The 15,532-nt window shown below is 52.5% G+C and carries 13 protein-coding genes and 1 pseudogene; 4 read left to right on the forward strand and 10 right to left on the reverse strand.

Annotated features, from left to right (window positions below; genetic code table 11):
- Window positions 1-315: 315 nt before the first annotated feature.
- Window positions 316-1,674: a bifunctional UDP-N-acetylglucosamine diphosphorylase/glucosamine-1-phosphate N-acetyltransferase GlmU gene (gene glmU / locus AT746_RS00085; protein WP_062474710.1), complete on the reverse strand. Its 1,359-nt coding sequence runs from the start codon at window positions 1,672-1,674 to the stop codon at window positions 316-318.
- 147 nt (window positions 1,675-1,821) lie between these two features.
- Between glmU and AT746_RS00090 the strand changes: the two genes are divergently transcribed.
- Window positions 1,822-3,228 carry a sensor domain-containing diguanylate cyclase gene (locus AT746_RS00090; RefSeq protein ID WP_156413586.1) on the forward strand — a complete coding sequence of 469 codons (1,407 nt, stop codon included), beginning with the start codon at window positions 1,822-1,824 and terminating at the stop codon, window positions 3,226-3,228.
- A 30-nt stretch (window positions 3,229-3,258) separates the two neighbouring features.
- Here AT746_RS00090 and AT746_RS00095 read toward each other — a convergent pair whose 3' ends face one another.
- From AT746_RS00095 to AT746_RS00105, 3 genes are read right to left on the reverse strand one after another with little or no spacing between them, the layout of a single operon-like run.
- On the reverse strand, window positions 3,259-4,161 hold the full coding sequence (locus AT746_RS00095; protein ID WP_062474716.1) for a DMT family transporter: 903 nt from the start codon (window positions 4,159-4,161) through the stop codon (window positions 3,259-3,261).
- A complete protein-coding gene (locus AT746_RS00100) occupies window positions 4,162-4,626 on the reverse strand; it encodes a methylated-DNA--[protein]-cysteine S-methyltransferase (protein ID WP_062474719.1) in 465 nt (154 codons plus the stop codon). It lies immediately after the preceding gene.
- Window positions 4,623-5,936, reverse strand: a complete 1,314-nt coding sequence (locus tag AT746_RS00105; protein WP_231730985.1) for an AlkA N-terminal domain-containing protein — start codon at window positions 5,934-5,936, stop codon at window positions 4,623-4,625. The genes AT746_RS00100 and AT746_RS00105 overlap by 4 nt, the downstream gene beginning before the upstream one ends.
- Before the next feature lie 319 nt (window positions 5,937-6,255).
- Between AT746_RS00105 and AT746_RS00110 the strand changes: the two genes are divergently transcribed.
- Both AT746_RS00110 and gloA read left to right on the forward strand, forming a co-directional pair.
- Window positions 6,256-7,419 (forward strand): serine hydrolase domain-containing protein, encoded by a 1,164-nt coding sequence (locus AT746_RS00110; protein ID WP_062474725.1) that lies wholly within the window; start codon window positions 6,256-6,258, stop codon window positions 7,417-7,419.
- Between the two features lie 43 nt (window positions 7,420-7,462).
- Window positions 7,463-8,025, forward strand: a pseudogene (gene gloA / locus AT746_RS00115) (lactoylglutathione lyase).
- 30 nt (window positions 8,026-8,055) lie between these two features.
- Here gloA and AT746_RS00120 read toward each other — a convergent pair.
- The 6 genes from AT746_RS00120 to AT746_RS00145 form a co-directional block, all read right to left on the reverse strand.
- Window positions 8,056-10,155 carry a putative bifunctional diguanylate cyclase/phosphodiesterase gene (locus AT746_RS00120; RefSeq protein WP_062474728.1) on the reverse strand — a complete coding sequence of 700 codons (2,100 nt, stop codon included), beginning with the start codon at window positions 10,153-10,155 and terminating at the stop codon, window positions 8,056-8,058.
- The gene (locus AT746_RS00125) at window positions 10,152-11,291 is read right to left on the reverse strand and encodes an FIST N-terminal domain-containing protein (protein ID WP_062474730.1); all 1,140 of its coding nucleotides are present in this window, start codon (window positions 11,289-11,291) and stop codon (window positions 10,152-10,154) included. Before AT746_RS00125 ends, AT746_RS00120 begins: the two co-directional genes overlap by 4 nt.
- 196 nt (window positions 11,292-11,487) lie before the next feature.
- On the reverse strand, window positions 11,488-11,970 hold the full coding sequence (locus AT746_RS00130) for a YbaK/EbsC family protein (protein ID WP_062474733.1): 483 nt from the start codon (window positions 11,968-11,970) through the stop codon (window positions 11,488-11,490).
- Between the two features lie 20 nt (window positions 11,971-11,990).
- Complete coding sequence (locus AT746_RS00135) at window positions 11,991-12,371, reverse strand: DUF805 domain-containing protein (RefSeq protein ID WP_062474736.1); 381 nt, start codon at window positions 12,369-12,371, stop codon at window positions 11,991-11,993.
- 50 nt (window positions 12,372-12,421) lie between these two features.
- On the reverse strand, window positions 12,422-13,369 hold the full coding sequence (locus tag AT746_RS00140; protein WP_062474739.1) for a Gfo/Idh/MocA family protein: 948 nt from the start codon (window positions 13,367-13,369) through the stop codon (window positions 12,422-12,424).
- A gap of 85 nt (window positions 13,370-13,454) precedes the next feature.
- On the reverse strand, window positions 13,455-14,207 hold the full coding sequence (locus AT746_RS00145; RefSeq protein ID WP_082633081.1) for an AraC family transcriptional regulator: 753 nt from the start codon (window positions 14,205-14,207) through the stop codon (window positions 13,455-13,457).
- Window positions 14,208-14,379: 172 nt separating this feature from the next.
- On the opposite strand from AT746_RS00145, the gene AT746_RS00150 reads away from it, so the two are divergent.
- Window positions 14,380-15,531, forward strand: a complete 1,152-nt coding sequence (locus tag AT746_RS00150) for a Gfo/Idh/MocA family protein (protein WP_062474742.1) — start codon at window positions 14,380-14,382, stop codon at window positions 15,529-15,531.
- Window position 15,532: the final 1 nt, after the last annotated feature.

Consider the following 15,532-nt stretch of genomic DNA (forward strand, 5'->3'; position numbering starts at 1 on the left):
AGAACGCAGAGAAGAGCAATATCTTGTAGGGTCGAAAGCGGATACAGGGATGTATTGTTTCGCGAACCGAAGGATGGAACTTATTCGACAAATATCCTGAGGCAGTCCAATAAAATGGACCCTTCTACAAGATATTGCTTTTCTCTGCGTCTTTGCGCCTCTGCGAGATCAGATTTAATCACCTTTGAGCAAGACTAAAATAACCACAGAGCCACAGAGCCACAGAGCCACAGAGAATATAGAGGTTTAAAACTGTCTTCCCATCTCTGTGCCCTCCGTGTCTCTGTGGTGAACGTGTTCTTTCCGCGTTTTTGGCTACTTCTTAGCCGGGCGCTGCCAGTCCTGGATATTGCGCTGCTTGCCACGGGCAACCGCCAGCTCTTCGTCGGCCACCTCCCGGGTAATGGTTGAACCGGCACCAACCGTGGCATTTTTGCCTATTACTGCCGGGGCCACCAAAGACGCATTAGAGCCGATAAAGGCACCGTCTTTGATAATGGTTTTAAACTTGTTCACGCCGTCATAGTTACAGGTGATCGTACCGGCACCGATATTCACACCCTCGCCTATTTCACTGTCGCCAAGGTACGTCAGGTGATTGGCCTTGGAGCCTTTACCCAGCACGGATTTTTTCATTTCCACAAAGTTACCCACTTTGGCCTTTTCATGTAACTCGGCGCCAGGGCGCAGCCTTGCAAAAGGGCCAACCTGACAGTGAGTACCCACTTTTGCCTGTTCAACAATGCTGTTTGCCTCGATAACGGTGTTATCGCCAATTTCACAATCAATCAGCATGCAGTTGGGGCCGATTAGCACATTATTGCCAAGGCGCACATTGCCCTGCACGATCACATTGACATCAATCACCACATCTTTGCCGGTATCCAGGCTGCCACGCAGGTCAAATCTGTTGGGATCGCGAAGGGTGACACCATTCATCATCAGCGCTTCGGCCTGTTCAAGCTGGTAGGCCCGTTCAATTGCCGCCAGTTGCTTACGGTTATTAATCCCTTCCACCTCCACGGCACTGCTGGGGTGCGCGGCCTTAATCACTTTTCCTTCATCGGCGGCCATGGCAATCACATCGGTAAGATAGTACTCACCCTGGGCATTATCATTACTCAGATTCGCCAGCCAGCGTTTAAGGTCTTTACCGCCCATGATCATCATGCCGGTGTTAATTTCTTTGATCTGCCGTTGCGCATCGGTGGCGTCTTTATGCTCGACTATGGCTTTAACCTGGTCACCCTCGCGCACAATGCGGCCCATGCCGGTGGGATCATCCAGTTCAACGGTCAGCAGGGCCAGATCCGCCTGCTGTTTGATTTGCAGCAGCTGTTGCAGGGTATCGGATTTAATCAGCGGCGCGTCGCCTACCAGAATCAACACATCCTCATTGTCCTGGATATGCCCGGCGGCCTGCTGCACGGCGTGGCCGGTGCCCAGTTGTTCTGCCTGCAGACACCAGTTCAGGGTATTATGACTAAGCGCCTGTTGTAATTGCTCGCCGCCGTGGCCATACACCAGGTGAATATTGTCACTGCCAAGTGCGGTTACCGTATCGATGATATGCTGTACCATGGGTCTGTCACCAATGGGGTGCAGGACCTTGGGAAGTGAGGATTTCATACGGGTTCCTTTACCCGCGGCAAGAATGACAACAGAAAAAGCCATGTTAAGTCCTTGTTTTTATGTCGAGACTGCTATTCTAACTAAGGGAACGGCGAGATAGTACCTCGGCAATCAATTAATGGCGGGGATCTGCTAAAGAAAGCTTAGCGGCGGCCGATTACCTGCAGTTAAATCATTGGAGTCGGGCCATTGCGGAAATTCGGGTCTTTACAATTCGCTTTGTTGGTCGGTTTTGTATTGGTCGTGATCGTTATCAGTACCCTCTCCTATTTCACCATCAGTAACATTGTTGGCGATCAGAGCCGACAGCAATTGCAGGCCACCTCCACGGTATTCTCGCTGGTTGAAGACAAGCTGATTAAGCCCATGCATATCGCCCAGACCCTGGCCCGGGCCGACGTGTTCAAGCCCTATATGGATGCAGAACCAGAGCAGATCCGTACGTTCTTACAGGATATGCAGAGCCGTTTTGACTTGATGTTCTTTATCGCCAGTGAACCACTGCAAATGCAATATTATTCCGATGGTGACGTAATGGCCCTGAGTGAGGAAGAGACGCCCTGGTATTTCCGGCTCAAGGAACGGCAGGAGGATTTCTATGCCGGCCTGGGCCATGAGCAGGATTTGCGCTTATATATGGATATTATTCAGCGAGATGAGAACGGGGAATTGCTCGGTTTCGTTGGCATCGGCATGCCGTTGTCGGGTTTTGTGGAAACCTTCAGTCATTACAATCAAAAGCTGGGTTACGATTTTGTGTTCGTGAACAGCGATGATGAAATCGTGTTGACCTCATTTGCTGATCTGCAGCCAAAGGGTTATGAGCGTACCAGATTACAGAGTTTACCCTGGTATCCGGACTGGTATAAAGGGCCGAGCCTGACCGGCAACCAGACCAATCTGGTTGAGCTGAAAGACCAGGACGTGCTGATCACTGAAGTGCCTCTGGAGGTGCTTAAGTGGCGATTCTTTATCATCAGTCCACTGGAAGCCCAGCGCCAGGCGATGAGTCGCACTTTTCTGGTGAATCTGTTGATTATGGTCACAGTATTGCTCGCCATACTCTGGTTGCTGAGCACTGTGATACGCCGCATTCAGCAAAATGTCAGCCGCAAGATTTACACCGATCGCCTGACCGGGTTGTTCAACCGCCTGTACATCGAGAAGACCTTCGAGCAACTGCAATCAGAAGAGACACCAATGAGTCTGATCATGGCGGATATTGACCATTTCAAACAGGTAAATGACAACCATGGTCATAACGTCGGCGATCAGGTGATTGCGCGGATTGCGCATATCCTTGGCGAATGTCTGAGAAAGGGCGATTATCTGGGCCGCTGGGGTGGTGAGGAATTTATTATCCTGTTACCCGATACCGACCTGCAGGCTGCAGAACAGGTGGCGGAAAGAATGCGTCGTTCGGTGGCGTTTCAGCCGATATTTCATGGCGATGTATCGCTGGATATCACCATGAGCTTCGGGGTTACTCAGGCGGATCGCTATGGTGCGCTGGTGGATCTGATTCACAGCGCCGACAAGGCGCTGTATCAGGCTAAAAATGAGGGCCGTAATAAAGTGATGACCTGCGTCCAATAGGCCATTGGCATTCATCCCCTTTCCAGCTACTCAGTCCTGTGCGGTAACGGCTTGCTTTGGCTGGCGCCGCAGTTTTGCCATCATTCCTGTGGTCAGGGCAACGCCCAGCAGAATCATCCCACCCCCTGCGAACATGGAGAAGTGCAGCACTTCATCCAGAAACAGGGCTCCCCACAGCACACCGAAAAGAGGCACAAGATACGCCACGGTAATGGAATTGCCGACTCCCACCTTTTCAATCAGATGAAAATACAGGATATAGGCAAGGCCGGTACAGGCAATACCCAACGCAACAACCTGCCACCAGGCTTCAGCGCCTGGCATACTGGCTGGCCAGGTCAGCCAGGCAAGGGGACTGAGAACCAGCGCTGAATAAAGCTGGCTGCCGGTAGCGATGGCCAGCGAGGGAGTTCCGTTTAATGCTTTTTTGGTATAGTTGGCGGCAAAACCGTACAAAAAGGTAGCGGCTAAGGCCGCCAGTATGGGCTGCCATTCAATCCGGACCATGCCTCCTTCTTTGCCTGTAACCAGCACAAAGACTCCGCCAAAGCCTACCAGCAGTCCCGCCATCGCCGTAAGGGTCAGTTTCTGTCTGAGCCACAAAAACGCAATGATGGCGGCAAACATAGGCGCGGTGGCATTTAAAATGGAGGTGAAACCGGCGGCCAGCGACAAAGTGGTATAGCTAAAGAGACAGAAAGGGATGGCCGTATTGGTCAGGCCAACGATCAGGATGGGGCGCCATTGGCTGAAAACGTAGCGCTGTTTTCTGCCCAGTAGCAGAATGGGCAGTAAAAACAGCGCGGCAATGCCGGTACGCAGGGCAATCAGGGCTATAGGACCGAACTGAGGCGCCCCTTCGCGCATAAACAAAAAGGAGGCGCCCCATAAGGCCGCCAAAAGCACGAGTTCCAGCGTACTGAGTAATCCCATCTAAATTAACTCCTGTTGTGCCTGTTCAAGGCGCAGCAACCAGGCTTTACGCTCCAGCCCCCCGGCATAGCCGGTGAGTGTGCCGTTTTTACCTATTATTCTGTGACAGGGCACCACGATAGCTAAAGGGTTACGGCCATTCGCCGCACCCACCGCGCGCACCGCTCTGGGTCTGCCGATCTTTGCTGCAATATCCGCGTAGCAAGCCGTCTGTGCGTAATCGATCAGCCCCAGTGCCTGCCACACCTGCTGCTGGAACTCGGTGCCTTTCGGTGCTAATGGCAGACTAAATTGCCGGCGCTGACCGGCGAAATATTCCTGAAGTTGTTCGCGGGCCTGCTCCAGCAGCGGATGCCGTACCGGGGGCGCATCCTGTTGCCGGATAAATTCAATGCTGTTTATGGCGTCATTGGTAGCCCGGATTGCCAGTAAACCTATCGGGGTTTGCATAAAGGTACTGTTCATAACATGCTCCAGAGTTGCAGGGTCAGATAGCTGCGCCAGGGTGCTGCCTGGTCCGGTTGTAGCGCATAGTTGGCGATTTGCTTTTTGATCACCAGATCGGAGTCCAGCCAGATATCCGGTTGTGAATAACCGCGCAGTTTAATGTAACTGACTGTCCAGGGACCAATGCCTTTGATCCCGAGCAGATCGTCCGGGTCAGGGTTTGCGTGCTGCAGATAATAGCTGGCAAAACGCTTCAGGGTTTCCCGGCGCGAGGAAGGCATTCGCAGGCTGGTTAAATCGGCCTCCGCTATCGCTTCCGGCAGCGGAAATAACCGCCCCCGTTCAGATGATTCACCACAAAGTTCTGTCAGTCGTGTCAGCAGACCAATGGCGGCCTTAACGCTGACCTGCTGGCCGAGTATGGCCCGGCAACCGGCTTCGAAGGGGGCCCATACTCCAGGCAGACGCAGACCCGGCAACTGATCCTGTACTGCAATGCCACAGTTGGTCAGAGCCGTGCTTATCAGAGGCATCTGTGCATCCAGATCCAGTATCCGCCTGATCTGATCAATCACAGCCTTGAGATTATCCAGTGGCTGCATCTCCAGTTTCACCACAAAACAGTCGTTAGCCTCATCCACACGGGCATGGAACCAGCCTTGTCGCCCATCCATCCTGAAGGTTCTGGCATAACTGTCGTCATCCACCCACTCCATCTGCGGTACCGCTCTTAAGGCGAGAAAGTCCCGCACCTGAGGCCAGTTATACGGCGGCCTGAACGATAATGTCAGCTCCAGCGCCCGGGTATGTTGCTGTTTGCCACGTATCTGGCTGGGCGTCAGTTGCAGGTGCTGACGAACATTGTCCTGCAATCGGCGGGCCGATTGAAAGCCTGCGGCCTGGGCTACCTGTTCAATGCTGAGGCCGGTCTGATGTAATAATTGCTTGGCAAATAACAGTTGCTGGTACAACTGGTAGCGTTTTGGCGCAAGACCAAGATGCTGCTGAAACAGGCCGCGCAGATAGCGGTCAGTGATACCGAGCTTTTCTGCAATCTGTTGCAGACTCAGATGCGGGAACGCACTTAACAGTGACAGTGCACGCTCTACCGTAGTGTCCACCCCTTTCCAGGCATAGGACCCAGGTGCCGAATCGGGCCTGCAGCGCAGACAGGGGCGGTAGCCTGCCGCCATGGCCTGGGCAGCGAAGTTGTAATAGGTAACATTTTGCTCTTTTGGTAACACTGCCGGGCACACCGGGCGACAGAATATGCCGGTGCTTTTTACCGCCACAAAGAACACACCGTCAAAACGTTTGTCCCTTGCCATTCTCGCCTGTTGAAATGCCTGCATCTGGATTGTCAGATAATGAGTGATGACACAGATTCTAATCCTTCTGCAAAGAAAAACGCGATGAAAACGGAACTGAATAGCTTAAAAATATGTCCAGGGTTGTTGGCGTGCTGGTGTACAGGCCCATCAGCCGAAAAAGACGCAACAAGACGTCAAAGTTAAATTTGCCACGATGACAATGATACAATGACAAAACATAAAAATGACGTTGAACAGAACCGCTCTGAGAACCAGTTGCAGGATCTGCTGTCTGTTCAACATGCCGTTTCAGATAACGAATCAGATTATAAATAACATGCGCTATTGGAGTTTCGCGGGGGTATTGTGGCTTTTCAGTCTGGCCGCATCCGCGCAGGACAACTGGGTTGGTCAGTTTGCCGAAGATGTAAAGCGGGAGGTGCGCCACCGCAATATTCCCGGTTACGCCTTTGCTGTAGTGTCTGCTGACCACCCTGAACAGATCTTCACCTATGGCCACAGTACTTATGGTGGTCAGCCCATCGATGAGACAACCCTGTTCAGGCTTGCCTCAGTGTCAAAAACATTTACCTCGGTATTGACCTCTAAACTGGTTGAACAGGGCAAGTTGCAGTGGAGCCTGCCGGTATCGCAACTGGCTCCTGACTATCCGTTTCTGCCGGAGCTGGCGAATACTCTGACCCTGAACCACATTATCAGTCAGTCCAGCGGTTATATGCCAAACGCTTACGATAACCTTATCGAAGCCAATTATCCGGTAAAGCGGGTGTTGAATGAACTGGCCGGGCTGCAACCAATCTGTAAACCCGGCGAGTGTTATACCTATCAGAACGCCCTGTTCGGGGTGTTGTCAGAGGGACTTAATCATGGCCTGCAGCAGAATTACGGACAGTTACTGACTCAACATCTGTTAATGCCGCTGAATATGAAACGCACCAGCATTGGTCGTCAGCCATTGATCGCCGATGACAACTGGGCGCAACCTCATGTGCTGATTGGTCGTGGCAAATGGCGAAAGGTCAAAGTGCGGGAGGATTATTATCGTTTTGCCCCCGCTGCAGGCATTAACACCAGCATCAGGGATATGACTCAGTGGCTGAGGCTGATGCTGGGATACTACCCTCATATTCTTTCTGACTACGCCATTGAGGATGTCCTGACGCCAAGAATACGCACCAGCAGAGAGCTGTACCGCCGACATTGGCGGGATCATCTGAATGACGCCCATTATGGTTTGGGTTGGCGCATCTATGATTTTGATGGTCAGCGACTGGCTCATCACGGTGGATGGGTAAAAGGTTACCGTGCAGATATCAGCTTTGCTCCGGATCACGGTGTGGGTCTGGTGTTGCTGATGAATGCCGAGTCGAATGTTGTGAATGAAATCATCGTCAATTTCTGGCAGCAGCATTTTGAACTGGCAAAAATCCGCGCCAGGGCGTTGCCGGTTGTTTCTGCCAGCACCACGCAGGAGCAGTGAGGTCGGTATAAATCCCCCGGAATAGCGAAAAAGGAGAACGATGATGAGCAGACATTTTGAGAAGGCCGCAGGCCTTAATGAACAGCGTGATCCGGCCACAGAGGGCTATGTGTTTAACCAGACCATGTTGCGGATTAAGTCGCCACAGCGGACATTGGATTTTTATACCAGGTTGATGGGCATGACCCTGGTGCGTAAGCTTGATTTTGAGGATATGCAGTTTTCCCTTTACTTTCTGGCCGCCATCGACACGGATGACCTGCAACACTGGTGCGGCAATAGCACTGACACGCGTACCGTCGAAACCTTTTCCCGGCCGGCAATGCTGGAGCTTACCCATAACTGGGGGATGAAGAGAATGAGCAGTTGCAGTACCACAATGGCAATGACGAACCTAAGGGGTTTGGTCATATTGGCTTTGCCGTGCCAGACCTGGCAGCTGCCTGTGAACGTTTTCAGGCGCTGGATGTGCCTTTTGTAAAACGCCCCGGGGATGGAAAAATAAAGCAGATCGCCTTTATTCAGGATCCTGACGGTTACTGGATAGAAATCTTCCAGCCGGACCTGTTGCCTGATGCTCTGGCACAACATCTGACAAAAAAGTAGGGTCAGAGTAAACTTTTTAAGCGGCTGATATTAATCGCTGCGCTTCAGCAGGCGCGAGAAATCCTCAGCGCTCATCGGATGGCCGAGCAGATAGCCCTGGCCATAGTCGCATTTAAGCTTTCTCATCAGCGCTTTTTGCTCCCGGGTTTCCAGTCCTTCCGCAACAGACTGCATGCCCAGGCTCTTTGCCAGGCTGATAATGCTGGTAACAATATCCAGAGTGGTTTTTTTGTCTCCGGTGGCCTGAATAAATGAGCGGTCGATTTTCAGTTGATCCACAGGAAAGCTGTGCAGGTAGGAGAGTGAGGAGTAGCCGGTACCAAAATCGTCCAGCGACATCTTCACACCCATTTTTTTCAGTGCTTTCATTGCGGCAATAATACTGTCTGAACTGCGCAACAATACGGTTTCTGTGAACTCCAGCATAATATACTCTGCCGCCAGCTTGTTGTGGTTCAGAGCGTGCTCCACCTCTTCAACCAGGTTGCCACGATAAAACTGATCGGCGGCGAGGTTAATCGACAGGCGCACATGTTTATGGCCCTGTTGTAACCAGTGAGCCATCTGCGCACAGCCCTGTTGCAACACCCAATTGCCCACATCTGCCATCAAACCATGTTCTTCGAGCATAAACAGGAATTGGCCCGGGGCAAGCAGGCCCCGCTCCGGATGCTGCCAGCGCAATAACGCTTCAGCGCCCACCAGCGTGTCGTCACTCAGGCGATACAGTGGCTGGAAATACAGGCAAAACTCATCATTTTTTATCGCCCGTTGTAATTGTGACAAAAGCACTATGTGTTTATTGGCGGCTTCATGCAGTTCATGGGTGAAGTAGCAATACTGACCACGGCCGCTTTGTTTGGCGGCATACATAGCCGTATCGGCGGTGCGCAACAAATCCTGGGCATCATCACCGTCTTCGGGATAGATGCTGATACCGATACTGGCACCCAACTGCAGCTGCTGGTTGCGGATAAAAAAGGGCGTTTCCAGCTGCTGCATGATCTTGTTGGCCACCATGGATACCGAATATTCCTGTTTGATCTCGGGCAGGTTAACCACGAACTCGTCGCCACCCAGTCTGGCGATGGTGTCGCTGGCCCTGACACAATGAGTCAGGCGTTCGGCGACTTCTTTGAGGATCTCATCTCCGGTGTGATGGCCAAGTGAATCATTCACATGCTTGAATCTGTCCAGGTCAATCATCATTACTGCGGTGCGCGTGTTGTTGCGTCTTGCCCTTTCTATGGCGTTATCGATCCGATCCTGCAGTTGTGTCCGGTTAGGCAGCCCGGTCAGATCGTCGTGGTGCGCCATATAATGAATACGCTCTTCAGACCGGGCCCGTTCTATGGCAATCCCGGCCAGATGCACGGCCCCGGCCACCACATCCTGGAGTTCATCATCAGGTGAGCGGGGTTGGTGATAATAGATGGCGAATGAGCCTAACACCTGCCCGGAAGGGCTGGTAACGGGCGTCGACCAGCACGCCCGCAGGTCATGTTTGAGTGCCAGCTCGCGATAATCCGTCCATAAGGGATCGTTGCTGATATCAGTCACGGTCACAGGTTCATTGCGATACATGGCCGTGCCACAGGAACCCGTATTGGGACCAATTTTCAGACCAATAAGTGCCTGACTGTATTCCTCAGGTAGGCTCGGCGCCAGGCAGTCGGCAATGGTGTCGCCATCCTCAGCCAGTAACACAATGGAGGCCAGGGCGCCGTTTCCATGGCCCTCGACCCAGGTAGTTAACTGGCGCAGCACCTGCTTAAGCGGAATGTTCGCTGTGATTAACTCCAGAATCTGGTATTGACCTGCGTGCAGCGCTTCGGCCCATTTTCGCTGGCGTATTTCATCCTTGAGGCTGGCAGTGAGTTCGTACAGGCTTTGCGTGATCAGCTTATTTTCGGCCAGTGCCTCAGCCAGTTCATAAGTACGCTGCTCTACTTTGTGTTCCAGCGTAAGAGTGGCCTGAAACAGGCCGAAGTCGGAGCCCTGCTGGCTCATGCTGCGCTCGGCTCTGTCCATCAGGGCGGTGATAATCTTATTCAGCCGGGCGATTTCCTCTCCGGGGCTTCTGCCGGACATGATATCAATGGCCTGATGAGCAGGTGTTTGATTTTTCATAAGTCCCCAGTTGGCGAACCAATAGCCATGCCGGTAAAGGTCTGGTTTACGTGCACCCCACTGTATTGCTCTCCATAGGAGTTAAAGCCGATTGTGCGGTACTGTTTTATCAGTTCGCTGGCTTGCGGCTTATCTCCGGTTTGTTCCAGCTCCAGCTTGCGTAACACGCAGTCAAAGGCCAGCAGCACCTGTGGCTTACCAATATCTGCACAGGCTTGTTGCAATGAAGTGGTCAGGTTATTGAGCAGGTCGACCCCATGAGCAACCCTGAACACCAGCCCTTCTTCAATGGCGCTATAGAAGGTCAGGCTACCATCGGGATTAGCCTGCTGAATGGAGCGAACATATTCTTTGCCATTAATCATCACCACCACGGGGGAGCTGGCAAAGCGCATCAGGTTAAGATCTTTTTCATCGACACCGGTAAGTCGCGCATACTCAGAGGCTGCGGGCAGACCATTGATCTCTGTTACCAATCGCTTGTGTGGCGCTGCACCGGTCACAACCAGGCGCTGATCTGTGGCGGCAAAATGCTGACTCTTGATTGCCGCGACCGGGCAGGATGTCGAGAGCAAAACCAGTACCGCGCTGTCGCGGTGAAATTCACCCTGATGAAAGACCAATGTCTGCCTGAAGTCCAGATCATCACCGGCTGACCCCCCGAGTAACGGCATAGTGGGCATGGTGTTATGTATCACCCGGGTCAGTGCGTCTTCACATTGCGATACGCCGTCCACCAGCAGCAAAGCGAAGCTGTTAGTGAATGTCTCCGCTTTACTGTCTTTATGTCGGGCTTCAAGATCCCGGGTCTGGCGCTGAATCTGATTGAGCTTGGTTTTCTTTAAATCCTGTATGCACAGGCTTGAAGCGAAAAAACTGTCTGCCGGAAAACTGGCTCCGCTGAGGCTATTGTCCTGATAGCCTTGTGGCCCCAGCTCACCTGCAGTTGTACAGCCTATGACAGGCACGTCACCAAAACAGGTGACCATGGCTTCAGCCAGGGCGGGCAAATCATAGTGGCTGGAACAGAAGAAGAGCACCAGGCCCATACCGGGTTGTGCTACCTGCTGGTGAAAATCGCGGGCTGCGGCCGGTGCATCGGTGAGACAAGTCTGGCCCAGTTTTACATGCTGCATTGGCGTTTCGGACCTCCTGAGGTTACAGAAAAATCTTCGCTGCCCTGGCGCCTTTTGTATTCCGATTACTGATAGTCTGTAACTGGCTCATCAAACCGGCGTTGAATTCCGGTCTGGTAATCTTTGCCACTATAGATCAGATCACAGGGGGCTGCCAGCATAACCCCTATCCGGCAGAACGACGGTCAGCTCCGGATTATCCTGCCAGATCTAGCCATTTGCCGCTGGTCAGCTCACCCAGTTGCACTGGTGTGAGTTTAAATACAGCATTAGGAGTGCCAGCCGCTGCCCAGATTTGTTCGTATTGCTGTAGTGTCTGATCAAGCATTGTTCTTATGGGGTTAGTATGTGCTACTGGAGGGATGCCGCCGATGGCGAAACCGGTATGCTGGCGGACGTAGTCTGCATCAGCCCGGGTAAGCTTTACTCCGGTTTGCTGGTGGATCTTACTGGTATCCACCCGGTGTGCGCCGCTGGCAATGACCAGTACCGGCTCGCCGGTATTTTTATCCATAAAAATCAGTGATTTTGCAATCTGACCCACCATACAGCCAATGGCCAAAGCGGCGTCTTCTGCACTGCGGGTTGAGCCGGGCAATTCACAGACCACAAACTCCTGCCCATGACGGGCAAGGTAGTTCTGAACCCGGGCCGCGCTGGGTTTTAATGAATCAGTCACGGTCTTTCTCCGATTTGATATTAAAAACCAAGCCGCTGGTCAGCTTTGGGGCTGGTGCCATAGGCGTTTTCAACCGGCTCACCCTCGAACAGCATAAATACCAGCAGCACCAAACCGCCAATTATCGGTATAAAAATCAACAAAAACCACCAGCCGCTGCGGCCGGTATCGTGCAACCGCCTGACCGTCACCGCAATGCCGGGGATCAGAACGGCCAGACCATATATGGCGCCGAACAGGCCGACACCCGCTTCGGCATTTAAGGTTCCCGTTACCGCATCGACTAACCCCAGAAGGATACTGATCAGAAAGTTGAACAGGAAAAAGAACCAGTATTCCATTCTTCTCGCCCGGCCACTGAATACCGCGTACTTTTTTAATGCCTGCAGATACCAGTACATGCTTTCTCCTTGTATTTATTCCGCTTGTCGAGGGTATCAGAGAGTCGACTTCAGGTTGAAGAACCCTGGCGCTGTTTCTCCAGTTCATCACAGAGTTTCTCACACAGCAGGTGGCTGCTGAGGTTGCGATCCACGCTGCAGCTTTGCAAATCACCGCGGGCCACCACGTCTAACCAGTGCTCCAGCATGGCATAAAAACCCTTTCCAGCCAGCATCGGTGTCCAGTCTGCCAGGTTCACTGCCCGCTTTTCTCCGGCTTCCAGCCAGTGGCCGCTGACAAGGCTGTCCAGCTCAAGGGTTTTATTCCGGTATCCCAGGCGGATGCGCTCACAGGTGGCGCCAAACTGACGATCCATACTTGCCTCAAAGATCCGTCCATCATATTGCCAATGGCAATCTATTCTCGCCAGCTTTTTCTGAGCAAACTGTGCGGTTAATTGTAACGGGGCATGATGTAATTCTCCGGTCAGATTAACGCTGTCCAGTACGTGAATAAAATCGTCAAAAATCATGCTGCGCAGGTTTCCGGGCATATTGTGCCGGTGTTTTTCCCAGCGTACCGCCCGCAGCTCTGAGGCCTGGAGCTTAGTTTCGCCCGGAGGGCCAGTTTGTTCCGTTATCAGCGGCAGATAGCGTCGGTTGAAGCCAACAAACAGTGGCGTATTGTTTTGTGCGGCCAGCTCATACAGAGATTCACACCCGGCATAGCTGTCGCAAAGGGGTTTATCCACGAAGGTGGGTATGCCCAGATCGAGAAAAAAACGGGCCAGTGAATAATGTACCTCTGTTGCGGCATGAATCATCACCGCATCGATCTGATGTCTGGGTAATTCTCTGTAGTCGGTGCAGCTCTGGCTAAAGCCATATTGTGCAGTCAGATGGGCCAGTGTCCGGGCATTGCGGCTGCACAGAATCCATTCTGTCGCCTGCCTGCCGGCGAGCATTGGCAGGTATGCTTTTTGGGCAATATCGCCGAGACCAATCAGGGCAATTTTCATCGGCGCACTCCGAACGGGAAAAACTCATCTTATATCAATTCAGGTTGTGTCCGAAACCGGGGTAAACCCACAGGCGAGTTACGCCTTAGTTCTGAAAATGTTGGCGAAAACTTGACGGAGACTCGCCAAACTCCCGCATAAACTGACGGCTGAAATAATTAGCATCGCCGAAGCCGCAATGTTCGGCGACCCAATAGACAGGATTCTTGCTCTCTATCAATAACCGCCTCGAGTATTCCAGACGTAACTGATTGATCAGTTGCCTGGGTGACTTACCCAGTGATTTTCTGAAGCGACGCTCCAGTGCACTGACCGATAAATGGGCATGCTCAGCCAGTTCGGTAATACTGATGTCGCGGGTAAAATTGTCTTTGATAAAATTCATCGGCTTTTCAATGCTGGCCAGCGGGCTGAGCATAATCGAGGTCTTCTGCAGGTGGCGGGAGATACCGCAGGTGCCCACCCGGCGTTCCTGATAGTCATACACCGGTCTTTTGCTGGTGGTAAACCAGTGCAGCTCGCCTGAGGGCAGACGGTTTATTTCCAGCCGGTCGGTGATCAATTCGCCCTCCATCACTCGTTTATCATCGGCAACAAACAATCTGGCGATATGACCCGGTGTCAGATCGTAATCGCTGAGCCCAACAACCTGGGCCAGGCTGTCTATGCCTGCATGTTCCAGAAACGCCTGATTGGCGTACATAATACGACTCTGGCTGTCTTTCACCCAGACCAGTACATCGGTTAACAAATCGTACATTTTCAGCCACTGCCGGTCCGGCATTGAATCCAGAAACTGTTGGGCCTGTATCGGAAAGTGCTTCTCTGATGCATGCATGTATTTTTATATTTCCATTAATATCAATGTTTTAAATATGTTCTTTGTTGTCTTATTTTTCTGGTTCAAAATTTATGCGCCGATTTTGTGCTATCTATGTCCGATTCTATTCTATCTGTGCGAAGACAACCAGATATAACATTCTGTTAACAGTCAGCAATGGCAGAGTTTTATGCAGAAAGTCAGAATGGGAATGATGGGTGGCGGTCCTGATGCTTTTATCGGTGCAGTGCATCGTATGGCAGCCAATCTGGATGGCAAAATTGAACTGGTATGTGGCGCATTCAGCAGTCGTCCGGATGCATCACAGCAGATGGCGCAGCAACTGGGCCTGAATCGCAGCTACGACAGCTACCAGCAAATGCTTGAGCAGGAAGCCAGCTTACCGGCTGACCAGCGGATGGAGTTTGTCAGCATCGTCACACCTAATTATCTGCACTTCGAGATGAGCAAAGCGGCGCTGGAGGCCGGTTTTCATGTGCTTTGTGATAAACCTGCCACCTTAACGCTGGACGAGGCCAGCCAACTAGCAGCTATTCAGAAACGCAGCGGCAGATTGTACGCCCTTACCCATACCTATACCGGCTATCCCATGGTGGTGGCTGCCCGTGAACTGGTGGCCAGGGGAGAGCTGGGTAGAATTCGCAAAGTGGTGGTGGAATACCATCAGGGCTGGCTGGCCGATAGCGGTGCCGAATCCGGCAAACAGGCCGCCTGGCGACTGGATCCGGCCCGGGCTGGTATCAGTTGTTGCATGGCCGATATCGGTGTACATGCCGCCAATCTGGCGGAGTTTATCTGTAATGATGCGATTGACCAGCTTAGCGCCGATCTGAGCGCCAGCCACGGCAGGTTGCTGGATGATGACGGTGTGGTGATGCTGCGCTTCGCCTCTGGTGCGCGCGGCATGCTGAGCGCCAGTCAGATTGCGGTGGGTGAGGAAAATAATCTGCGTATCCGGGTCTATGGAGAAAAAGCCTCCCTGGACTGGTCACAGGAAGAGCCCAACAGTCTGAAGTTAATGCACGCCGACAAACCTTTCGAAGTCCTGCGCAGTGCTACCCCTGCGGCGGCAGAGTTGGGCGGTATTACCAGAACACCGCCCGGTCACCCCGAGGGCTATCTGGAAGCCTTTGCCAATCTGTACCGGCAATTTGCTGAGCAGGTAGACAGGCAGCGTCAGCAGCAGACAACAGACAGCAATCCGCTGCCGGGTATCGATGCGGCAGTACGTGGCATGGCATTTATCGAAACGGTCGTGGCGGCCAGCGCCTCAACGCAAAAATGGCACAAGGTACCAGCGCAGCCAGTAAAGGAGTCATAGC

The organism is Lacimicrobium alkaliphilum, from assembly GCF_001466725.1.
Taxonomy (GTDB): Bacteria; Pseudomonadota; Gammaproteobacteria; order Enterobacterales; family Alteromonadaceae; genus Lacimicrobium; species Lacimicrobium alkaliphilum_B.